Origin of the sequence: Streptomyces sp. NBC_01485 (assembly GCF_036227125.1) — a bacterium.
Lineage (GTDB): Bacteria > Actinomycetota > Actinomycetes > Streptomycetales > Streptomycetaceae > Streptomyces.
On record NZ_CP109435.1, the window covers coordinates 4466867 to 4488721 of the forward strand.

The 21855-nt window shown below is 73.0% G+C and carries 13 protein-coding genes; 7 read left to right on the plus strand and 6 right to left on the minus strand.

Annotated features, from left to right (window positions below; translation table 11 throughout):
* Nucleotides 1-84 precede the first annotated feature (84 nt).
* Nucleotides 85-651, minus strand: coding sequence for a MarR family winged helix-turn-helix transcriptional regulator (locus OG352_RS20340; protein ID WP_329218739.1), 567 nt, complete (start codon nt 649-651; stop codon nt 85-87).
* Nucleotides 652-818: 167 nt separating this feature from the next.
* On the opposite strand from OG352_RS20340, the gene OG352_RS20345 reads away from it, so the two are divergent.
* Entirely contained in the window at nt 819-2102 is a 1284-nt protein-coding gene (locus OG352_RS20345) for an MFS transporter (protein WP_329218741.1), read from the plus strand.
* A 59-nt stretch (nt 2103-2161) separates the two neighbouring features.
* Here the strand turns inward: OG352_RS20345 and OG352_RS20350 are convergent, their stop codons facing one another.
* A complete protein-coding gene (locus OG352_RS20350) occupies nt 2162-3814 on the minus strand; it encodes an ATP-binding SpoIIE family protein phosphatase (protein WP_329218742.1) in 1653 nt (550 codons plus the stop codon).
* A gap of 247 nt (nt 3815-4061) precedes the next feature.
* Nucleotides 4062-5441, minus strand: coding sequence for an NAD(P)/FAD-dependent oxidoreductase (locus OG352_RS20355; RefSeq protein WP_329218744.1), 1380 nt, complete (start codon nt 5439-5441; stop codon nt 4062-4064).
* Nucleotides 5442-5883: 442 nt separating this feature from the next.
* Here OG352_RS20355 and OG352_RS20360 point away from each other — a divergent pair, with 442 nt between their 5' ends.
* Both OG352_RS20360 and OG352_RS20365 read left to right on the plus strand, forming a co-directional pair.
* Nucleotides 5884-6600 (plus strand): TetR/AcrR family transcriptional regulator, encoded by a 717-nt coding sequence (locus OG352_RS20360; RefSeq protein ID WP_443072486.1) that lies wholly within the window; start codon nt 5884-5886, stop codon nt 6598-6600.
* Nucleotides 6601-6959: 359 nt separating this feature from the next.
* Nucleotides 6960-8882, plus strand: a complete 1923-nt coding sequence (locus OG352_RS20365; protein WP_329218747.1) for a sigma-70 family RNA polymerase sigma factor — start codon at nt 6960-6962, stop codon at nt 8880-8882.
* Here OG352_RS20365 and OG352_RS20370 read toward each other — a convergent pair.
* Together OG352_RS20370 and OG352_RS20375 are read right to left on the minus strand one after the other, a co-directional pair.
* Nucleotides 8869-12387 carry a BTAD domain-containing putative transcriptional regulator gene (locus OG352_RS20370; protein ID WP_329218749.1) on the minus strand — a complete coding sequence of 1173 codons (3519 nt, stop codon included), beginning with the start codon at nt 12385-12387 and terminating at the stop codon, nt 8869-8871. The two genes, OG352_RS20365 and OG352_RS20370, sit on opposite strands and share 14 nt — an antisense overlap.
* Before the next feature lie 164 nt (nt 12388-12551).
* Nucleotides 12552-14672: an asparagine synthase-related protein gene (locus OG352_RS20375; RefSeq protein WP_329218750.1), complete on the minus strand. Its 2121-nt coding sequence runs from the start codon at nt 14670-14672 to the stop codon at nt 12552-12554.
* Nucleotides 14673-15378: 706 nt separating this feature from the next.
* On the opposite strand from OG352_RS20375, the gene OG352_RS20380 reads away from it, so the two are divergent.
* The 4 genes from OG352_RS20380 to OG352_RS20395 all read left to right on the plus strand — a co-directional run bounded on the left by OG352_RS20380 (nt 15379) and on the right by OG352_RS20395 (nt 20829).
* Nucleotides 15379-16803, plus strand: a complete 1425-nt coding sequence (locus OG352_RS20380; RefSeq protein WP_093781911.1) for an MFS transporter — start codon at nt 15379-15381, stop codon at nt 16801-16803.
* 91 nt (nt 16804-16894) lie between these two features.
* Nucleotides 16895-18142, plus strand: a complete 1248-nt coding sequence (gene lhgO, locus OG352_RS20385; RefSeq protein ID WP_329218751.1) for an L-2-hydroxyglutarate oxidase — start codon at nt 16895-16897, stop codon at nt 18140-18142.
* Between the two features lie 245 nt (nt 18143-18387).
* Complete coding sequence (gene trmB / locus OG352_RS20390) at nt 18388-19242, plus strand: tRNA (guanosine(46)-N7)-methyltransferase TrmB (protein WP_443072307.1); 855 nt, start codon at nt 18388-18390, stop codon at nt 19240-19242.
* A 162-nt stretch (nt 19243-19404) separates the two neighbouring features.
* Nucleotides 19405-20829: a PrsW family intramembrane metalloprotease gene (locus OG352_RS20395; protein ID WP_329218754.1), complete on the plus strand. Its 1425-nt coding sequence runs from the start codon at nt 19405-19407 to the stop codon at nt 20827-20829.
* A 57-nt stretch (nt 20830-20886) separates the two neighbouring features.
* Here the strand turns inward: OG352_RS20395 and OG352_RS20400 are convergent, their stop codons facing one another.
* The gene (locus tag OG352_RS20400; RefSeq protein WP_329218755.1) at nt 20887-21840 is read right to left on the minus strand and encodes an aldo/keto reductase; all 954 of its coding nucleotides are present in this window, start codon (nt 21838-21840) and stop codon (nt 20887-20889) included.
* Nucleotides 21841-21855 lie beyond the last annotated feature (15 nt).

Sequence of the window (21855 nt, forward strand, 5' to 3'; positions counted from 1 at the left end):
CCGAAGAACCGTTACGGCTCCGTGGCAACCCGACGAACTTTACGCACCCCGCATGGGGGTGTCAACCACTCCTGTCAAGATCTTTTAGTCGAGGTCACTGAGTCGGCCGCCGGCGTCCGGCTGGGCGTGCTCCACCCGGCGCAGGAGCCTGGTCAGGACCTCGCCCAGGGCCGTGCGCTCCTGCGCGGAGAGGTCCTGGAGGAGGTCCCCCTCGAAGACCGTCGCCATACGCATCGCCTCCAACCACTTCTCCCGGCCCTCGGGCGTCAGCTCGACGATCACCCGGACCCGGTTGGACTCGTCCCGCTCACGGGTCACCAGTCCCTCGGCGACCATGCGGTCGATCCGGTGGGTCATCGCGGCCGGCGTCAGGCCGAGGCGCTTGGCCAGGTCGCTGGGGCCCAGGCGATAGGGGGCGCCGGAGAGGACGAGCGCCTTCAGGACCTCCCACTCGGCGCTGCTGATGCCGAGGTCGGCGGTCTGGCGGCCGTAGGCGACGTTCATCCGGCGGTTGAGGCGGGACAGCGCCGAGACGATCTTCTCGACCTGGGGGTCGAGGTCCCGGAACTCGCGCTGATAGGCGGCGATCTGCTCTTCGAGAGTCGGCTCGCTGCCGAGGCCGGTACCGACCGTGCCGGGGGTGTCACCCATGGGCCCCAGTATCGCACGGGGCTCGTTCACCTTGAAGTTCTTCTAGGTGTACAGTTTAGCTTCAAACTTTAGCTTCGAAGTCTTCGGTTCTAAGTACTGAGGCATCGGAAGCATCAGGGCATCAGAAGTACTGACCAGCACTACCTGAGAGATGAGAGAGGGTGAACGTGACCAGGGCGAGGGGCGCGGCGATGCGCCGGATCCACGTGGGCAACGCACTCAGCGCGTTCGGGCTCGGCTTCACCGTCCCGTACCTGTACGTCTATGTGGCGCAGGTACGCGGGCTCGGGGCCATGACGGCGGGGCTCGTGCTCGCCGTCTTCGCCGTGGCCGCGCTGATCGTGCTGCCGTTCGCCGGTCGGGCGATCGTGCGGCGCGGTCCACTGCCGGTCCTGCTCGCCGCCCTGGTCACCGCCGCGCTGGGCGCGCTGGGCCTGGGGCTCGCCGGCGACGCCACCGCCGTACTGGCCGCCGCGGTCGCGCTCGGGGCCGGGCAGGCCGTGATGCAGCCGGCGCTGGCGACGATGATCGTGGACTGTTCGACCGCAGAGACGCGGTCGCGGGCGTTCGCGACGCAGTTCTTCCTGCAGAACCTCGGGCTCGGCGTGGGTGGGCTGATCGGCGGGCATCTCGTCGACACCACGCGCGTGTCCTCCTTCACCCTGCTGTTCGCCATCGAGGCGGCGATGTTCCTGCTGCTGGCCGTGGTGATGACGACCGTGCGGCTGCCGCACGCTCCGCACGTCGGGGACGCTCCGCGGTCGGCCAAGGGGAGCTGGAGGCAGTTGGTCGGCAACCGGGCCATGGTGCAGCTGTGTGTGCTGGGCTTCGTGCTGTTCTTCGCCTGTTACGGGCAGTTCGAGTCGGGGTTGAGCGCGTACGGGGTCGAGGCCGCCGGGATCTCGACGTCCGCCCTCGGGACGGCGCTCGCGGCCAACACCGCGGTGATCGTGGTCGCGCAGTTCGCCGTGCTGAGGTTCGTCGAGCGGCAGAAGCGGTCGCGGGTGATCGCGGCCGTGGGGCTGATCTGGGCCGTGGCGTGGGTCGTGGCCGGGTACGCCGGGCTCGGGCACGGCAGTCAGGCGATGGCGACGGCCGCGTTCGTGTCGACGTACGCGCTGTTCGGGCTGGGTGAGGCGATGCTGTCGCCGACGGTCGCGCCGCTGGTGGCGGATCTGGCGCCGGACGGGCTGGCCGGGCAGTACAACTCGGCGTTCGCCCTGGTGAAGCAGCTCGCGCTGGCCGTCGGGCCGGCGGTGGGCGGGCCGATGGGGGCCTCGCTGCACGCGCCGTACATCGTGACGTTCCTGCTGTTCTCGCTGGGGATCACCTACCTCGCGCTGCGGCTGGGGCGGCAGTTGACCGCCGTCCAGGATCAGCCGTGGCTGGCGCGGAAGCGGGTGGTGGCCAGGGGTGGGGCTGCTGTGCGGCCTGTGGGTGCCGAGGCCTGAGGGGCCGGAGCGGGAGGCGGCCGTCGTTCTTCGGACGACGGCCGCCTTCGCGCGCTCTGTCACTCCGTGGGCTTCGGGAGGACGAACTCGCACCACACCGCTTTTCCGCCGTCCGGGGTGCGTCTGCTGCCCCAGTTGGAGGCGATCGTGGCGACGATGGCGATGCCGCGGCCTGACTCGTCGCCCGGTTCCGCGCGGCGGCGGCGCGGGAGGTGGTCGTCGCCGTCGGTGACCTCGATGATCAGGCGGCGGTCGGTGCGGCGCAGCCGCAGCCGCATGGGCGGGGTGCCGTGCTGGAGGGAGTTGGCGACGAGTTCGCTGGCGGCGAGGACGCCGAGGTCGTGCAGCTCGGGCGGGAAGCGCCAGCTGGTGAGGACGCCGGAGGCGAAGGCACGCGCGCGTGGGGCCGCTTCGACGCCGCCGAGGAGCTCCAGGGCCGCGTTGCGGAACAGCTCGCTGTCGGGGCCGGTGCGGGCGGGGTGCTGGAGGACGAGGACGGCGACGTCGTCGTCGTGGTCGGCGGTGACGCCGGCCGAGCGGACGAGGCGGTCGCAGACGACCTGGGGGGTGCCGGTCGCGCCGGACAGGGCGCGCTCGAGGGCGGCGATGCCCTCGTCCAGGTCCTCGTTCCGGCGCTCCACCAGGCCGTCCGTGTAGAGGACCGCCGTGGAGCCGGGGCCGAGGGCGATCGAGCCGGAGGCGTGCATCCAGCCGCCGGTGCCCAGCGGCGGGCCGGTGGGTTCGTCGGCGCGCTGGACCGCGCCGCTCTCGTCCCGGACCAGGATGGGCAGGTGGCCGGCCGAGGCGTACACCAGCCGGCCCTCGTTCGGGTCGTGGATGGCGTACACGCAGGTGGCGATCTGGTTGGCGTCGATCTCCATGGCGAGGCCGTCGAGGAGCTGGAGGACCTCGTGCGGGGGCAGGTCGAGGCGGGCGTAGGCGCGGACGGCCGTGCGGAGCTGGCCCATGACGGCTGCCGCGCGGACGCCCCGGCCCATGACGTCGCCGATGACCAGCGCCGTGCGGCCGCCGCCGAGGGTGATGACGTCGTACCAGTCGCCGCCGACCGCGGCCTCGGTGCCGCCCGGCTGGTAGGTGGCGGCGATGCGCAGGTCGTCGGGCTCCTCGAGCTCCTGGGGGAGGAGGGATCGCTGGAGGGTGACGGCGGTCTCGCGCTGGCGGCGTTCGCTGGTTCTGAGGCGTTCGGCGGCTTCGGCGTGGTCGGTGACGTCGGTGGCGAAGATCAGCACCGTGCCCTTGCCGTTGCCCTCGCCGGCGGGGGTGCAGGTGAACGTGTAGGAGCGGCCGTCGGGGGCCTTGCGGGACTTGAGGATGCGGGGCTTGCCGCTGCGCAGGGCCTGGTCGAGGAGGGGCATGAGGCCGAGGTCGCGGAGTTCGGGGAGGGCCTCGGCGGCCGGTTCGCCGCAGGGACGTACGCCGAAGGCGGCCGTGTAGGCCTCGTTGACGTAGGCCAGGCGGTGGTCGGTGCCGTGGACGAGGGCGACGAGGGCCGGGACGCGGTCGAGGACCTCACGGACCGGGAGTTCGTCGACGGCGGGCACCGGGGGCGGCTCGTCGGTGAGTTGTTCGGCGCGGGCCGCTGGTACGGAGCCTTCGCTCCGCCGGTCCGTGGTGGTGACCGGGTGCTCGGCTCGCGCGGCGGCGCGGCGCTGCGTTCCGGGGAGCCGGGCGCTCCAGCGCGTGAAGTTCACGAATCCTTGCCTCGTGTAGTCGTCGTCGGCCGGCTCCGGGCCCGGCCTGGGCTGGGCTGGGCTTGGGCTGGGCGTGGCTTGGGCTGCGGGGGGCCGCGCGGCGGGGGCCGCACAGTGTTGCAGGGGGCGGGGTGGCCCGCCGGGGGCTCGGCGGGGGGCTATGAGCAGGGAGCAGTCTGGCAGTGTGGCCGCCGTCCGGGCCGACAATCGTCGGACGTACGGGCGGCCGGTGGAGTTCCTGGATCGGTCAGGACGACCCCTTCGGGTCGCCGGAAGACTCGTCAGAAGGCTTTCCACCGGCAGCCAGTTCGAACTCCGCGCGGGGATGTTCGAGGGATCCGAGGGAGACGATCTCCCGTTTGAAGAGCCCCGAGAGGGTCCATTCGGCGAGCACGCGTGCCTTGCGGTTGAAGGTGGGCACGCGGCTGAGGTGGTAGGCGCGGTGCATGAACCAGGCCGGGTAGCCCTTCAGCTTGCGCCCGTAGACCTGCGCGACGCCCTCGTGGAGGCCGAGCGAGGCGACCGAGCCGACGTACTTGTGGGCGTACGTCTGGAGGGGTTCGCCGCGTAGTGAGCGCGCGATGTTGTCGGCGAGGACCTTGGCCTGGCGGACGGCGTGCTGGGCGTTGGGGGCGGTCTCCGTGCCGGGCGCGTCGGCCGTGACGTCGGGGACGGCGGCTGCGTCTCCGGCCGCCCACGCGTGCGTGACGCCGTCGATGGTCAGCTCGGGGGTGCATCTCAGCCGACCTCGTTCGTCGAGGGGGAGGTCGGTGGCGGCGAGCAGCGGGTGGGGTCTGACGCCGGCGGTCCACACGACCGTACGGGTCGGGAGGCGGGTGCCGTCGCTGAGGACGGCGGTGCGGTCGGCGCAGGACTCCAGGCGGGTGTTCAGGCGTACGTCGATGTTGCGGCGGCGCAGCTCGCTGACGGTGTAGCGGCCCAGGTCGGCGCCGACCTCGGGCAGGATCCGGTCGGAGGCCTCGACCAGGATCCACTTCATGTCCTCGGGTTTGACGTTGTGGTAGTACCGCGTGGTGTAGCGGGCCATGTCCTCCAGCTCGCCGAGCGCCTCCACGCCCGCGTAGCCGCCGCCGACGAAGACGAAGGTCAGGGCGGCGTCGCGGATCGCGGGGTCGCGGGTGGAGGAGGCGATGTCCATCTGTTCGATGACGTGGTTGCGCAGCCCGATGGCCTCCTCGACGGTCTTGAAGCCGATGGCGTAGTCGGCGAGCCCCGGGATGGGCAGCGTGCGGGAGACCGAGCCGGGCGCGAGGACGAGTTCGTCGTACGCCGACTGCTGGGGTCCGGTGCCCTCTTCGTCGGTGGCGAGGGTGGTGAGGGTGGCGGTGCGCTTGGCGTGGTCGACGGCGGTGACCTCGCCGACGACGACCCGGCAGTGCGGCAGGACGCGGCGCAGGGGCACGACGACGTGCCGGGGGGAGATGGAGCCCGCGGCGGCCTCCGGCAGGAAGGGCTGGTAGGTCATGTACGGGTCAGGGGTGACGACCGTGATCTCGGCCTCGCCCCGGCCCAGTTCCTGTTTCAGCTTCCGCTGGAGCCGCAGGGCCGTGTACATCCCGACGTAGCCGCCGCCGACAACGAGAATGCGCGCACGTTCCTTCACCATCCCATGACGCACCGGGCACCGGAGTTTGTCCACAGCCTCGACAATTTGTGTGACCGCGAGTCGGGCGGGCGCGGGGTTGGCCGAAACACCGGAGTGCGGGGCAGGTGTGCAGGTCAGCGGGTGCGCGCCGGGGTACGGGAAGGGGTGCAATCAGGACGTATGCGATCCGTACTCCGATCGGGGGGCGCTCCGTGCGGAACCTCCCCCTTCTGAATTGACTCCCACTCAACTATGTTCGTGTGACGACGGGGTGTCAGGGGGAAGCGCTCTGCGGGTCTGCGACGGGCGGGTCCGGGGTGACCGTCCCCTGTTTCCACGCCCCGCTTTCTATGACGGGGAGTCTCCGGGGGGAGACGTCATTACCGGGGGATCAATCATGCACATGCAGAATTCGCATTGGCCGTCCGCATCGGCTCTCGCACCCGGCACCGCGGTCGGTGCCATCGGTGTGACCGCCGCGGCGGTGGGAAACGGACGCGGAGACGGCGCGCGCACAGCGCCGCTGCGCGTGGACGCACAGCGCAATCTCGAACACGTACTACGGGCGGCGCGCGAGGTGTTCGGCGAGCTGGGATACGGCGCGCCGATGGAGGACGTGGCGCGACGCGCGCGGGTCGGCGTCGGCACGGTGTACCGGCGGTTCCCGAGCAAGGACGTCCTGGTGCGGCGGATAGCCGAGGAGGAGACCTCCCGGCTGACCGACCAGGCGCGGGCGGCGCTCGGCCAGGAGGACGAACCGTGGTCGGCGCTGTCGCGCTTCCTGCGGACGTCCGTGGCTTCCGGCGCCGGGCGGCTGCTGCCGCCGCAGGTGCTGCGCGTCGGGGTCCTGGAGGACGGCGCCGAGGGCGCGCCGGGCGACGCGGCGCGGGTGCCGCAGCAGCGGTCCCAGCCGGGCGGCGGCGAGCTTCGGCTCGTCCCGGGCGACGGTACGACGGCCACGGTCGACGACGCCGGGGCGGCGGCGCTGCTGGAGGTCGTGGGCCGGCTGGTGGAGCGGGCACGGGAGGCGGGCGAACTACGCGCCGATGTGTCGGTGTCGGACGTGCTGCTGGTCATCGCGACGGCGGCGCCCTCGCTGCCGGATCCGGCCCAGCAGGCGGCGGCTTCGGCGCGGCTGCTGGACATCCTGCTGGAGGGTTTACGGTCACGGTCTTCGTGAGTCGTGAGTCGTGAGTCGTGAGTCGTGAATAGGGGCTCGGGGCGCGTGGCTTGGGGATTGGGGCTCGCGCGGCTTGGGGCTCGGTGACTCGTAAGGGTGACTGGTGGGGTGGGGGCCGTGCGGCTCCCGCCCCCGTCCGCCATGCCGGACATAAAGGGTATTTTGGTCGGGCGGCTCAACTCCTGCCCATAGAAGGACAGTTGAACCTTCCCTGTATGGGTGAAACCTAGTACTGGATTGCGACAGGTCCCCACGGACGAGTGGAAGGCCCGTCGCACCGGATTCTGACCAAAAGCCAATATGGCACTCTGACCCGGTGGTCGGGACTGTAGGGCAGGCGGCGGCGGGGGCTTTCCGCGATGAGCGTTGACGGTCGGGACGAGTCACTCGGTTCACCGCAGGTGCCGAGCCAGGGCGGACGCGCGAGCGGTCCGGTGGGCGGTCCGGTGGGCGGTCCGGTGCCGGCTCGGGTGCCCGCCGCGGGGCCCGTTCCGTCGGCCGACGCGGCGGAGGGCAGTGTTCCGGCGCAGCGTGAGTGGCGGGCCGAGGGCATCCTGCCACCGCCGCGGGACCTGCCGCCGGCCGACACCGACCTGATCGGCCGGATGCGCTCGGGCGACGACACGGCGTACGAGGAGCTGTACCGGCGTCACGCCGACGCCGTGCGCCGCTACGCCCGCACCTGCTGCCGGGACGCACACACCGCCGACGACCTCACCGCCGAGGTCTTCGCCCGCATGCTCCAGGCGGTGCGCGGCGGTTCGGGGCCGGAGTTCGCCGTACGCGCCTATCTGCTCACCTCCGTGCGGCGGGTCGCCGCCGGGTGGACGCAGTCGGCGAAGCGGGAGCAACTCGTCGACGACTTCGCGGTGTTCGCCGCGCAGTCCGCCCGCTCCTCCGACGTCGCCGATGACGACACGCTGGAACTGGGCGCCGACGTGCGCGCGATGCACGAGGCCGAGCAGTCCATGGCCATGCAGGCCTTCCGCTCGCTGCCCGAGCGCTGGCAGGCGGTGCTGTGGCACACCGAGGTCGAGGACGAGTCGCCGAGCGAGGTCGCGATGCTCTTCGGCCTCGACGCCAACGGCACGCGCGTGCTCGCCAGCCGCGCCCGCGAGGGCCTCAAGCAGGCCTACCTCCAGGCCCACGTCAGCGCCACCCTCACCAACGACGAGGAGTGCGCCGGCTACGCCGACCAGCTCGGCACCTACGCCCGCCGCCGGCTGCGCACCCGCGCCGAACGGGGGCTGCGCAAGCACCTGGAGGAGTGCGTCAAGTGCCGGCTGGCCGCCCTGCAGATCGAGGAGGTCGCCAGCAGCATCCCCGCCGTCGTGCCGGTCGCGGTCATCGGCTGGTTCGGCGTCGCCGGGTACGCCAAGGCGGTCGCGCTCATCGCCGGCGGTGCCGGAGCGGGGGCGGCAGCGGCGGCGAGCGGTTCCTCGGGCGGGGCGGGCGCCGGGGGCGGCGGCGCGATGGCCTCGGAGGGGCTGGGCGCGCCGGTGAAGGCCGGTATCGCGGCCGGGGTGGTCACGGTGGGGGCCGCCGTGGTGGCCCTCGCGCTCGTCGGCCACGGCAACCCGGCCAAGCAGCCCGAGGCCAGACCCCCGGCGTCCGCGCCGGCGCCGGTCGCTCGGCCCGAGGAGCCGACGCCCACACCGACGCGGGCGGCGGAACCCGAGCCGGAACCTCCGGTGATCATCCCGGCGGCCGCCCCGACGCCGACCCCCACCCCCAGGCCGACGCCCACACCGACGCCGACCCCCAAGCCCACCCCGACTCCGCCCCCCACACCGACTCCGGCTCCGACGCCCACCCCGACCCCCACGCCCACGCCGCCGCCAGCCCCGGTCGTCTACCCGCTGAGCGAGCTGTCCTTCGACGTCACCGGCGACGGGAGCGGGCCCGAGATCCGGCTCGGCGGCAGCAGTTGGGTGTGGCAGCGGTACGGCGGGCTGTCCATCGCGGACCGGCATTACGGGCGCGGGGTGACCGTGCGCGGCGACTCCTCCGTCACCGTCGATCTCAACCGGGAGTGCGCCTCCTACGACGCGCTCGTCGGCGTCGACGACCTGACGATGAAGCTCGGCAAGGTCGCCTTCTCCGTCTACGCCGACGGCGACCGGCTCTGGTCGTCCGGGGTGGTCAGGGGCGGCGACCCGGCCGTACCCGTCCATGTGAACCTCACCGGCCACACGACCGTGCGCCTGGTGGTCGAGCCGCACAGCGCCTTCGACTCGGTGGCCCTCGCGGACTGGGCGGAGTCCAAGTTCACCTGCTCGTAGGGGCTTGCGGGGCGGGGGCACCCGCTGTGCCCCGTGTGTTCGCTGTGCCCGCTGTGCCGACTGCGCTGGTCGTGTCCGGTGGTTGGGCGGGGTGGTCGCGCACGGCCTGCGTGAGTTCGTGCAGGGCGTCGGTCACCGTCATGGCAGTGCCGCGGGTTCGCTCGGCCGCGTAGCGCTCGGTGCCCAGTGTCTCTCGGGCCGCGGCCTCGGCTCGTTCGGCCCGGGTGTGCTCCGGGGCGGGGCGCGGGTGGGGGCCGCGCAGCCCGTCGGCGGCCGCGAGGAGTCGGGCCGCGCGCGGGAAGTCCCCGAGCTGGGCCAGCAGGTCCGCCGCGCCGTCCACGATCGACGAGGTGACGGCCTCGGCGCACTGGTCGGCCATCGCCTGGCGCAGCGTGTCGGCGAACATCGGCAGACCGTGCGCGGGACCGCACTCGATGGCCGTGAGGTCCGCGTCGATCGCGGCCAGCGCGGCCGAGAACTGGGGCGGCGGTGTGCCCTGCCCCGCCGCCACACGGCTCCGGTCGCAGAGCACGCGCGCGTGGGCGAACTCGCCCTCGTACAGCGCGATGTGGGCGCGCAGCAGCAGGACGAACGCCCGGACGTCCGCCACGCCGTAGCGGTCGGCGGCGCTGCTCGCCTCGTCCAGCGCCGCCGTGGCGCCGTCGGGGTCGCCCGAGCGGTAGGCGATCTCCGCGAGCCGGGCGATGAGGAACGGCGACTCCGTGTGGGCCCCGACCTCGTAGGCGAGTCGCAGCGCCTCGCGGTACTCGCGTTCCGCCTCCGTGAAGCGGCCGCGCGCCATCTCCGCCTCGCCGGCCGCGCCGCACACCTGGGCCCGCATCCAGCGGTCGCCGACGCGCAGGCTGAGCACCCGCAGCTCCGCCAGGTCGTCGTCCACGCCGCGCAGTCCGCCGGGTGAGTCGACGGCCATGTGCGTGCGGAACATCAGCGTGCAGCCGACTTCCCAGTCGCCGCCGTAGATACGGCAGTTGGCGACGGCCGTGTCCAGGATGCTCCGGACGTCCAGCGTGTCCCGCATCTGGAAGGACGTCAGCGGCCAGATCAGACCGGGCATCACCGCCGCCTGCGGGCCGCCCGGCTCGTAGCCGGCGCGCAGGCGGGCGAGGTACTCCCGGTGGCGCGGGTCCGCCACGACGTCCGTCGGCTCGGACTCCGACAGCAGGAACAGGTGCAGCATCCGCAGGTTCATCCGCCGCACGTGACGGGGGTCGCCGTCGCCGTCCCCCGGAAGCGCGGGCGTGGGTGTGGGTGTGGGCGCGTCGAGGAAGGCGTCCACGGGGTCGACGGCGGCCATGCGGGCGGCGAGGTCGACGGGGACGGTGAGGGAATGGCGGGTGGGCTTGGGGGCGGAGGTGGGGGCGGGGGTGTTGTTCGGGCGGGAGGGCCGGAGTGTGTCCAGGACCGTGCCCAGGCGCAGGGTGCGGTCGGTCCATTCGGCGCCCTCGTGGCGGTGGTTCCGCAGCCACCAGAACCAGCCCGCGGCGAGGCAGACGGCGGCGGCCTCCTCCTCGTCGCCTGCCATGAGGGTGCGCTGGAGGCCCACGCGGATATTGTCCAGCTCGGTCTCCAGGCGGGAGATCCAGGGGAGTTGCTCGGCGGAGCGCAGCAGTGGATCGGCCCGCTCGACGAGGGCGCGCACCCACGCGCGGTGTCGCCGTTCGGCCGCCGCGCGGGACTGCGGGAGTTCGGCGGCGCGTTCGGTGGCGTACTCGTGGATCGTCTCCAGCATGCGGTAGCGCATGTCCCCGCCGCCGTGCCGCTCGCACGGGGCCGCCACGACCAGGGACTTGTCGACGAGCGCCCCGACGAGGTCCGCGACGGGGCCGGTGCACACGGCCTCCGCGGCCTCCAGGTCCCAGCCGCCCGCGAACACGGACAGCTCGCGCAGCAGGGTGCGCTCCGGGTCGTCGAGCAGGTCCCAGGACCAGTCGACGACGGCACGCAGGGTCTGCTGGCGGGGCAGGACCGTGCGGCTGCCCGAGGTGAGGAGGCGGAAACGGTCGTCGAGGCGGTCGGCGATCTGGCGCGGGGTGAGCAGCCGGAGCCGGGCCGCGGCCAGCTCGATGGCGAGCGGCAGACCGTCCAGCCGCCGGCAGATCTCCGCGATCGCCGCCTCGTCCCGGTCCCGCAGGGCGGCGGCCGCGGTGGGGCGTACGGCGGCGGCGCGCTCCTTGAAGAGGCGGTGCGCCTGGTCGGGGAGGAGGGGCTCGACCGGGCGGACCGACTCGCCGGGGACGCCCAGGGGTTCACGGCTGGTGGCGAGGATCGTGAGCTCTGGGCAGCGGGTGAGGAGGGTCTCGGCGAGGGCGGCGGCCGCGCCGATGACGTGTTCGCAGTTGTCAAGGATCAGGAGTTGGCTGCGCGGGGCGCAGTACTCGACGAGCAGGGCGACCGGGTCGTCCTGCGAGGTCACCAGGTCGGTCGTCAGCAGCACGGTCTCGCGCAGACCGAGGGCACTGACCACCGCGCCCGGCACCGCCTCCGGCCGGTCGAGCGGCGCCAGCTCGGCCAGCCACGCCTGCGGGAGCCCGGCGGCGGCTTCCTCGGCGAGACGGGTCTTTCCAGAGCCGCCCGGTCCGGTGAGCGTGACGAGACGGGCCCTGTGCAATTCGGAACGGATGGCGTCGAGCTCAGGTTCCCGGCCCACGAAAGAGGTAAGCCGCGGACGGATGTTGCCGGTGCGTTCGGGGAGTTGGAGGGGGGTGAGCGGAGTTGGGGGGTGGGTCGGTTCGAGGCGCTTCAGGAGTTCGGGGCGGTGGGACGGTTCCGGAGGGTTCAGGAGTTCGGTGTGCAGGGCGCGGAGGCGGGGGCCCGGGTCGGTGCCGAGGCCGTCGGCGAGGGCGCGGCGGGCGGTCTCGTACGCGGCGAGGGCGTCGGCGTCGCGGCCGGTGTCGCGCAGGGCGCGGATGAGGAGGGCGTGCAGCGGTTCGTCGTAGGGGTGCGCGGCGGTCAGTTCCGTCAGGCGGGGTACGGCCTCGCGGGCGCGGCCGAGGAGGAGGTCCGTCTCGGCGCGGGTGCGGGTGGCCTCCAGGTGCAGGGCCTCGGGGCGGGTGGCCGGGGTGCGGTCGGGAAGGTCGGCGAGGGCGGGGCCGCGCCACAGGGCGAGGGCGTCGTCGAGGGTGCGGGCGGCGGCGGGGGCATCGCCCTGCCGCAGGGCTTCGGTGCCCTGGCGTACGAGTCGCTCGAAGACGAAGAGGTCGACGTCGTCCTCGGTCGCGGCGAGACGGTAACCGCCGGGGGCGGAGGTGACGGTGTCCTTGCCGACGGCACGGCGGAGACGGCCGATCAGGGCCTGGAGGGCGGCGGGGGCGTCCTGGGGCGGGGTGTCGGCCCAGACCTCGTCGATGAGGGTTTCGGGGGTGGTGGGGTGGCCTGGGCGGAGGGCCAGGGCGGTGAGAAGGGCGCGGAGGCGGGCGCCGGGGATGGGTACGGCGATGCCCTGGTCGTCCTCTGTCCGGGTGACACCCAGGATTCTGTACCGCACCTGTTCATTGTCACCGGGGGTGAGGTCGGGGGCACGGGGTTTCTGGTCGGTGGGTCGCGCAGCCCGGCGCTGCGGGAGTGCCGCTCACGCACGCCACCCGCCCTCTCCGCCCCTCCCAGGGCTGTGCCCGCCCAGGACTGCGCCTGCCCAAGCGGGGCGCCCCCTCACCCCCCAGAAGAGACCGCCCGCCGCTGGGGAGCGATGCCCGCTGGTACCGCACGCGCGCGGGCCGGGGTTCCTGTCCAGCAGGTTCCTCTGCGGGAGAGGAGGCGGCGGAGCCAGAGTTCCAGGGAGACGAGGTCGGCGAGGCCGTCCAGGGGGAGGGGTTCGCCTGCTGCGGCGGCTCTGAGGGCCTTGCGGACGACTCTCGCCTCGATCAGGCCCGCTTCCGCGAGGAGGGGTGCCTCGAAGAGGGTGAGGAGGGGGTCCATGGCCATGCGCAGGCCGGCCCGGGCCGCCGCGGTGGCGGGGGCCTGGGAGGGGGCGCCCCAGCCGGGCGGGAGGTCGGTGACGCCGGCGTCCTTCAGGACGGTGCGCAGGATCGCGGCGCGCGCCCCTGGTTGCACGCGCAGGGTCTCGGGGAGCGCGCGGCACGCGCGGACGACCTGGTTGTCGAGGAACGGCGCGTGCAGTCGCTGGGAGCGGATCTCGGCGGCCTGTTCCAGGACGCGTAGGTCCATGGCATGACGCGTGAGGGCGGCGCGCGCGCGGTAGTCGCCCGGACGTTGGCCGGGGCCGACTCCGGAGCGGTGCGTGGAGCCTTGCAGGCGAACCGATACTTCAGCCAGCGCCTCACCCGTCAGCCAACGCGCGGCCGGACCCGCCCCGCCCCAGGTGAGGGCGGCCAGGGACGCCCCTACGGCGCCTCCGGAGTCGTCGAAGCCGAAGCTGCGCTGCAGGAGGCGTTCGGCGAGGCCCTCCACGCCCGCGCGGTACGACGTACGGGCCAGGCGGCGGGCCGCGCCGTACACGCGCGCGGGGACGAGTACCGAGCCGTCGGCCTTCGTCAGCGCGGCGACGGGGCGTACCAGGTGGCGGCGCTTGCGGTCCATCAGCAGGTCGGCGAGGCGGGCCGGGTGGGCGTCCAGGACCTGGCGGGCGCCGTAGCCCGTGAAGTGGTCCGCGCTGCCCGCCGCGAGCCGCGCGCGGTGGCGGGCGGCCATGACCAGGCTGGGGCCGGGTTCGTCGGTCAGCGGGCCGTCCAGGTCGGCGTACGGCAGGGTCTCCTCGTCGCCGGCCACCACGACGTGGTGCAGGCGCGGGTTGGCCGCGAGGGCGCCTGCCCGCTCCAGCTCGGCCTCGCGGCCGCCGACGGCCAGGTCGTTGAAAGTGACGGCCAGCAGCCGTTCCCCCGCGCCCGTGCCGTGCCCGAGCAGCGTGCCCGGCCGGCCGGGCAGACCGGCCGCGAGGAGCGCCAGCGTGCCGGAGGCCGGGCCGCCGGACAGGTCGGCGCCGATGCCCGGCGCGGGCATCCCGCGCGCGGCGCGCCGTTCGGCGGGGCCCATGCCGGGCACGGGGCCGGGGTCGATGTCGGGGACGTGCCGGGGCGCGGACAGACGCGCGCGTACCGCCTCGATGAGCGCGTCGCGCACGGCGCCGACCGCGCTGTCCGGGTCGGCCGCGGGCGCCGCCACGGCGAGGGAGGCGACCGGCTCGTACCCGGCGACTTCGCGTGCCCCGGCGCGCAGGATCAGCGCATGCCCCGGCGGAACGCGGCGCACGCCGTCGTACGGGGTGGAGTCGTGCAGGGCGGCCGGTACGTCGGGGACGGCGAGGAGGGCCGCCAGGTGGCCGAAGTCGAGGTTGGCCTCGATGAGGTCGGCCAGTGGCAGCGCGGCCGTCGCGTACGCCGTGCCGTCGGCCCAGGGGGTGTGGAACACCGGGCGCGCGCCCGCCAGATCGCCGGAGACGGTGAGGCGCCGGCCGACCTGGACGATCGCCGTGTAGCTGCCCGGCCAGGCCGTCAGGTGCCGAAGTGCCCCGCCCCGCGCGGCGAACAGTCCGACGCGCAGTTGTTCGTCGGTCGCCCCGCAGGTGCCGAGGACCGCCAGCCGGGTCTGGGCGTCGGCCTCCAGCACCCGCACCTCGTCGGGGCGCCAGTCGCCGACCGCCCACAGCGGATCGGGGTCGCCCCACAGGAGTTGCGAGCCGACCGGCTGCAAGGTCTCGCCCTCGTAGCCGACTTGGCCCGCGTACGCCGCACCGTCGTCGTGGCGGCCGTCGTAGCCGACGGCTCCGCCCAGCGCGCCCGCGGCGGTGCTGCTCCATCCCACCAACCACCGCATCGACGCCTCCACAGGCTGTGGACAACCGAGTGCACCGTACGAACGGTTCACATGCTGCCACGAAGAACGCGCCCTGGACGGAGGCGGCACCGCTTGTGATCCGGGGAGCGCACCCGTGTGAAGGCGTCGGCGCCGGTTGCGGAGACCGCGCGCACCCCGGTGTCTGCGACGTGAATGCGCCCCCGGTACGCTCCCCCAAGACGCCCTGCGCGCCCTCGATTTCCGTGGTGGGAGGCGTTGCTACCCACGGAACACAGGGTCGCTTTTCGGCCAAATCCCCGACATGCGTCCGGCGTTGAGAACGCGCTGCGCAGGCTCCGCACACGCTCCGTGCACGCGCGCGTGCCCAAGGCGGCTCGCGCCGATCCGGGAGGCGGAGTTCGCCTCCCGGACCGCTTCCGCCGCCCGCGGGGATGTAGGCGGCGGTGTCCCCCAGCCCACTGGATCCAGTACAGCGGGCCGACCCACGCAGGTCTCATGGAACCGCTCCCGTGGTGGCCGGAGAAGAGCGCACGGCCGGGCGCACGGCCACACAGCGGGGGCACAACGCGACGGCCCGGGCGAGCGCCCGCACTTTCGTACGGACCACAATCCCGCCAACCGGAAGAATGCCCCTTAACGCTTGGGATGCGGCGAACTACGCTGGGTTTACGAATGCCGCATGGTTATGCCAGCGCGGCAGCCGTCTGTGTCGAGGGGTGGCGCAATGTCCAGGGAGCAACGCGGGCCGAACGAAAAACTCGGCGCCGTTCTCGCCCTCGCGGGAATCAGCAACGCAGGACTCGCGCGACGCGTCAACGATCTTGGCGCTCAACGCGGGTTGACTCTTCGCTACGACAAGACGTCCGTGGCGCGCTGGGTGTCGAAGGGCATGGTGCCGCAGGGCGCCGCGCCCCACCTCATCGCGGCCGCCATAGGGCAGAAGCTCGGCCGCCCGGTGCCGCTCCACGAGATCGGTCTGGCGGACGCGGATCCCGCGCCCGAAGTGGGCCTCGCCTTCCCCAGGGACGTCAACCAGGCCGTGCGCTCGGCAACCGAGCTCTACCGCCTCGACCTCGCCGGCCGCCGGGCCGGTTCCGGGGGCATCTGGCAGTCGCTGGCCGGATCCTTCGCAGTAAGCGCGTACGCGACGCCCGCCTCACGGTGGCTGATAACCCCGGCCGACAGTTCGGTGGCACGTGACGTCCACCTCCTGGAGGGGGCCGGCGCGCCGCTCAAAGTCGGCCACAGTGATGTGCAGAAGCTGCGGGAGGCCGCCGAGGACGCCAGACGCTGGGACTCCAAGTACGGGGGCGGGGACTGGCGTTCGTCCATGGTCCCGGAGTGCCTGCGGGTGGAGGCGGCGCCGCTGCTGCTCGGCTCGTACTCCGACGAGGTCGGCCGCGCCCTGTTCGGGGCGAGCGCCGAACTGACCCGGCTGGCCGGGTGGATGGCCTTCGACACCGGTCAGCAGGAGGCCGCGCAGCGGTACTACATCCAGGCGCTGCGACTGGCCCGCGCGGCGGCGGACGTCCCCCTCGGGGGGTACGTGCTGGCCTCCATGTCCCTCCAGGCGACGTATCGCGGCTTCGGCGACGAGGGCGTCGATCTCGCGCAGGCCGCCCTGGAGCGCAACCGGGGGCTGGCCACGGCCCGCACGATGAGCTTCTTCCGGCTCGTCGAGGCACGCGCGCACGCCCGCGCGGGGGACGCGCAGGCCGCCGGGGCGGCGCTCAAGGCCGCCGAGAGCTGGCTGGAGCGGGCGCGTGACGGCGATCACGATCCGTCCTGGCTCGGCTTCTACTCGTACGACCGTTTCGCCGCCGACGCGGCGGAGTGCTACCGCGATCTGAAGGCGCCGCGCCAGGTGCGGAGGTTCACCGAGCAGGCGTTGTCGCAGCCGACGGAGGAGTTCGTGCGGTCGCACGGGTTGCGGCTCGTCGTTTCGGCGGTCGCCGAACTGGAGTCGGGGAATCTTGACGCGGCCTGTGAGCAGGGGGTTCGGGCCGTGGAGGTGGCTGGGCGGATCTCTTCCGCCCGGACGACGGAGTACGTGAAGGATCTTCTCCATCGGCTGGAGCCGTACGGTGATGAGCCTCGGGTGGTGGAGTTGCGGGAGCGGGCCCGGCCGTTACTGATGACGCCGGCCTGAGGCTGGTTCCGCCCCGTCTGCCTGGTCAGTGTCGTTCTGGGGCCTGGCGGTGTGGCAGTCACCCGGGTTTGAAGGCATTGTCAGTGGCGCAGTGCACTATCGAAGCCGGGAGGTGGTGCATGTGTCGGAGGTCGCCCATGACTGTGATGTGCTCGTGGTCGGCGGCGGGATCGTCGGGCTGTCCACGGCGTATGCGATCACGCGTGCCGCGCCGGGCACGCGGGTGACGGTGCTGGAGAAGGAACCCGGGGTGGCCCGGCACCAGACGGGGCGCAACAGCGGGGTCATCCACAGCGGGATCTACTACCCGCCGGGGTCCCTGAAGGCGCGGTACGCGGTGCGCGGCGCGGCCGAGATGACGAAGTTCTGCGCGGAATACGGCATCGCCCACTCGGTCACCGGCAAGCTGATCGTCGCCACGGACCGCGCGGAGCTGCCTCGGCTGCACGCGCTCGTGCAGCGCGGCCGGGAGAACGGCATTCCGGTGCGGGAGCTGGGCGCCGCCCAGATCGCGGAGTACGAACCCGAGGTGCGGGGCCTCGCCGCCATACACGTCCGCACGACCGGGATCTGCGACTACACGGCCGTCGCCCGGCAACTGGGCCAGGCGTCCGGGGCGGAGATCCGGTACGGCGCCCAGGTCGTACAGGTCGACCGGCGGCCGGAGCGCGGGGTGGCGGTGCGCACCGCGCGCGGGGACGTCGTCCGGGGGCGGGTCCTGGTGAACTGCGCCGGGCTGTACTGCGACGAGGTCGCCCGGCTGACGGGGGACGAGCCCGAGGTGCGGATCGTGCCGTTCCGGGGCGAGTACTACGAGCTGGCCCGGCCGGAGCTGGTGCGCGGGCTGGTGTATCCGGTGCCCGATCCGGCGTTCCCGTTCCTCGGGGTGCATCTGACCAGGGGCATCGACGGGGGCGTGCACATCGGGCCCAACGCCGTGCCGGCGCTGGCCCGGGAGGGGTACGGGTGGGGCGTCGTACGGCCCGGGGAGGCGATGGCGACGGCGGCGTGGCCCGGGGTGTGGCGCATGGGGCGGCGGCACTGGCGGTACGGGGTCGGGGAGCTGCGGCGGTCGGTGTCGAAGGCGGCGTTCGCGGACGCGGTGCGCCGGCTGCTGCCGGCGGTGGAGGACGGGGATCTGGTGCGGGCGCAGGCCGGGGTACGGGCGCAGGCGGTGCTGCGGGACGGCACGCTGGTGGACGACTTCCTGATCCGGGAGGGCCCGCGCGCGGTGCACGTGCTGAACGCGCCCTCGCCGGCGGCCACGGCCTCGCTGCCGATCGGGCGGGAGGTGGCCCGAAGAGCGTTGGAAGCACTGAGGACACTGGGGGCCTCGTGAGCCCTGTGAGGTGCGCGGGCCTTGTGAGTCCGGTGAGGTTCGCAAGCCTCGTCAGCCCCGTGAGCTTCGCGAGCCCCGTGAGTCTTGTGGGTCCGGTGAGCCTCGTCGCCCCCGTGAGTCCTGTGGGCCCCGTGAGCCTCGCGGGCCACGTCAGCCCCGTGAGTCTCGTGAGTCTCGTGAGTGACGCCCTGGCGCCGGGCTCGGCTCACGCCTGCTCGACTGGGCCCCGTAAAATCGACCGCACTGTGTCTGATTCCGTGAGTACCCCCGACGTCCCCCAGCACGTCCCTCAGCCCTCCCCCGACGGCGAGCACCACCCGGGTGAGTCCGTTCGGCATTCCCGGGCCAAGGGGGAGCCCCGGTTCCCCGACGGGCCCAGGGCCGACCCCGCCGGGTCGCACTTCGAGCGGCGGATCCGCAGCTTCCAGCCTCGGCGCAGCCGGGTGACGGCCGGGCAGGCGGACGCGTTGCAGCGGCTGTGGGCCCAGGGGGGGCTCGACATCGACGGACACCCCGTCGACCTGGCCGAGCTGTTCGGCGACGACCGTCCGGTGGTGCTGGAGATCGGCTTCGGGATGGGCGAGGCGACCGCGCAGATGGCGGCCGCCGACCCGGACACCGGCATCCTCGCGGCGGACGTGCACACGCCAGGCCAGGGCAACCTGCTCAACCTCGCCGACCGGGGCGGGCTGACCAACGTCCGGGTCGCCAACGGCGACGCGATCATCCTGCTGCGCGAGATGCTGCCGGCGGACTCGCTCGACGGACTGCGCGTCTACTTCCCCGACCCCTGGCCGAAGAAGCGCCACCACAAGCGGCGCCTGATCCAGCCGGAGTTCCTCGACCTGGCCGCGACGCGGCTGAGACCGGGCGCGCTCGTGCACTGCGCCACGGACTGGGTGCCGTACGCGGAGCAGATGCTGGAGGTGCTCACCGCGCACCCCGACTTCGCGAACACCCGGGCCGACGGCGGGTTCGCGCCCCGGCCCGATTTCCGGCCACTGACCCGTTTCGAGGGACAGGGGCTGGACAAGGGGCACGCGGTGAACGATCTGCTCTTCCGTCGCGTACAGCATCGCGTCCGGCCCGGGGATCGCTGACCGTCCAGCTCGGCGAACACTGACCGACCAGTTCGGCGAAGACTGACCGTCCAGCCAGGCGAACTCCGGTCGACCAGCTCGGCGAGCACCGGCCGACCAAACGATCACCGACCGACCGACCGCCCTCCCACCACAGTCCCCTCCCTCGTTAGGGTCGATGCCGTGGCCATCAGTCCCCCGTTTCCGCCCTATCCGCCGCAGCCCGGCGGCGCGCCCCAGGACGGCGTGCTCAGGCACGCGCACTGGTGGCAGCGCAGGTGGGTGCGGTACGGGGCGCTCATCACGCTGCTCGCGCTGTCCGGGCTGGTCATCCTCGCGCTGGTGCGGCAGCAGACCGGCACCGAGGGTTTCCTGGTCGGCCTCGGGCTCGCGGTGCTGCCGGTGCCGCTGCTCATAGCCGCCTTCCGCTGGCTGGACCGGGTCGAACCCGGGCCCTGGCGGAACCTGGTCTTCGCCTTCGCCTGGGGTGCGTGCGCGGCGGCGCTGATCGCCATCGTCGCCAACAGCTTCGCCACCCGGTGGATAGCGACGGCGACCGCCGACCCGTCCAGCGCGGACACCCTCGGGGCGACGGTCATAGCGCCCATCGTCGAGGAGTCCGCCAAGGCCGCCGCCGTCCTCCTCGTGTTCCTGTTCCGCAGGCGGGACTTCACCGGGATCGTCGACGGCGTGGTCGTCGCCGGGGTCACCGCCACCGGCTTCGCGTTCACCGAGAACATCCTCTACCTCGGCACCGCCTTCGGCACCGACCAGCTCACCGGCGACAGCGGCATCGCCTCCGTCACCGCCGCGACGTTCTTCGTACGCGTCATCATGTCGCCGTTCGCTCACCCCCTGTTCACCGTCCTGACCGGCATCGGCTTCGGCGTCGCGGCGCTCTCCGGGGACCGTCAGCGGGTGCGGCGCGTGCTGCTGCCGCCGGCCGGGCTGCTCCTCGCGATGGGCATGCACGCGCTGTGGAACGGCTCCTCGACGTTCGGCGATTTCGGGTTCTTCGCGGTGTACGCGGCGTTCATGGTGCCCGCGTTCGGGCTGCTGACCTGGCTGGTGGTGTGGACGCGCCAACGCGAGCTGCGCACCGTACGCGAGGAACTGCCCGCCTACGCGGCCGCCGGCTGGCTCACCCCGGCCGAGCCGTTCGCGCTCGGCTCGATGCGGGCCCGGCGGCTGGCCCGCGTGTACGCAGGCCGGCACCTGGGCAAACCGGCGGCGCGGGCGGTCGCGCAGTACGAGGCGTACGCGACGTCCCTGGCGTTCCTGCGCCACCGCGGCCGACGCGGGCGGGCAGGCGCCGACTTCCTCGTCCGGGAACGGGAGTTGCTGAACGAGCTGTGGCGACGCAAGGACGTCGCCCGCCCCGCACTGGCCCACGCCGCCCGCATGACGGCCCCACCGGTCCGCGTGACCGCGCCGCCCTGGCCGGTGTACGGGGTGTACGGGTACAGCCAGGGGCAGGCGCAGATGCCGGGGCACGGTCAGGGGCAGGTGCCGGGTCAGGCGTACGGGTACGGCTACGGGTATCCCGCAGGACACGGCTACGGGTATCCCGCACAGCCGTACCCGGCCTCCAACCCCTACCAGTCGTAACCAGTCGTAGGAGAAGCCCTGGGGATCAGGCCTTAGGGGATCAGGAGCTGTCGGGGATCAGGCCGAGGCCTGGGTCAGCCTCGTGATCTCCGTCTCCGTCAGTTCCAGCTCCGCCACCGCCAGCAGCGCCGGCAGTTGCTCGACCGTCCGCGCGGACGCGATCGGCGCGGCCACCGTCGGCTGCGCGCCGAGCCACGCCAGAGCGACCGTGGCGACCTGGGCGTCGTGGGCCTGGGCGATCTCGTCGAGGGCGGTGAGGACGCGTATGCCCCGCTCGGAGTCGAGGTGCTTCGCGGCGCCCTCCGCCCGGGCGCTGTCCACCGTCGTACCGGGCCGGTACTTGCCGGTGAGGAAGCCGGAGGCGAGCGCGAAGTACGGGACGGCGGCGAGTCCGGCGCGGGAGGCGACGTCCTGGAGTGCGCCCTCGTAGGTGTCGCGGGAGACCAGGTTGTAGTGCGGCTGGAGGGCGACGTACCGGGCCAGGCCCTCGCGGTCGGAGAACTCCAGGGACTCCTGGAGGCGTTCGGGCGAGATGTTGGAGGCGGCGATGTGCCGCACCTTGCCCGCCTTCACCAGTTCGTCGAGCGCACCGATGATCTCGTCGACCGGGACCTCGGTCTTGTCGAAGTGCGTGTAGTAGAGGTCGATGTGGTCGGTGTCGAGACGGCGCAGGGAGGCGTCGGCGGCGGCCTTGATGTTGGCGGCGCTCAGGCCCTGGTACTCGGGGTGCTGGCTGACCTTGGTGGCGATGACGAGCTTGTCGCGGTTGCCGCGCGCCTTGGCCCACCTGCCGATGATGGTCTCGGACTCACCGCCGCTGTTGCCCGGCGCCCAGGCCGAGTAGGCGTCGGCGGTGTCGATGAAGTTGCCGCCGGCCGCCGCGTAGGCGTCCAGGACGGCGAAGGAGGCCGTCTCGTCGGCTGTCCAGCCGAAGACGTTGCCGCCGAGGGAGAGCGGGAAGACCTCGAGATCGGAGGAACCGAGCTTGCGAAGCGAAGACGAAGTAGTCATGCCATACGTCAACAA

Excerpts from the sequence above, each read along its gene's own strand:
- OG352_RS20340 (WP_329218739.1), bottom strand. The coding sequence starts at position 651 with ATGGGTGACACCCCCGGCACGGTCGGTACCGGCCTCGGCAGCGAGCCG.
- OG352_RS20355 (WP_329218744.1), bottom strand. The coding sequence starts at position 5,441 with ATGGTGAAGGAACGTGCGCGCATTCTCGTTGTCGGCGGCGGCTACGTC.
- OG352_RS20365 (WP_329218747.1), top strand. The coding sequence starts at position 6,960 with ATGAGCGTTGACGGTCGGGACGAGTCACTCGGTTCACCGCAGGTGCCG.
- OG352_RS20375 (WP_329218750.1), bottom strand. The coding sequence starts at position 14,672 with ATGCGGTGGTTGGTGGGATGGAGCAGCACCGCCGCGGGCGCGCTGGGC.
- OG352_RS20380 (WP_093781911.1), top strand. The coding sequence starts at position 15,379 with ATGTCCAGGGAGCAACGCGGGCCGAACGAAAAACTCGGCGCCGTTCTC.
- OG352_RS20400 (WP_329218755.1), bottom strand. The coding sequence starts at position 21,840 with ATGACTACTTCGTCTTCGCTTCGCAAGCTCGGTTCCTCCGATCTCGAG.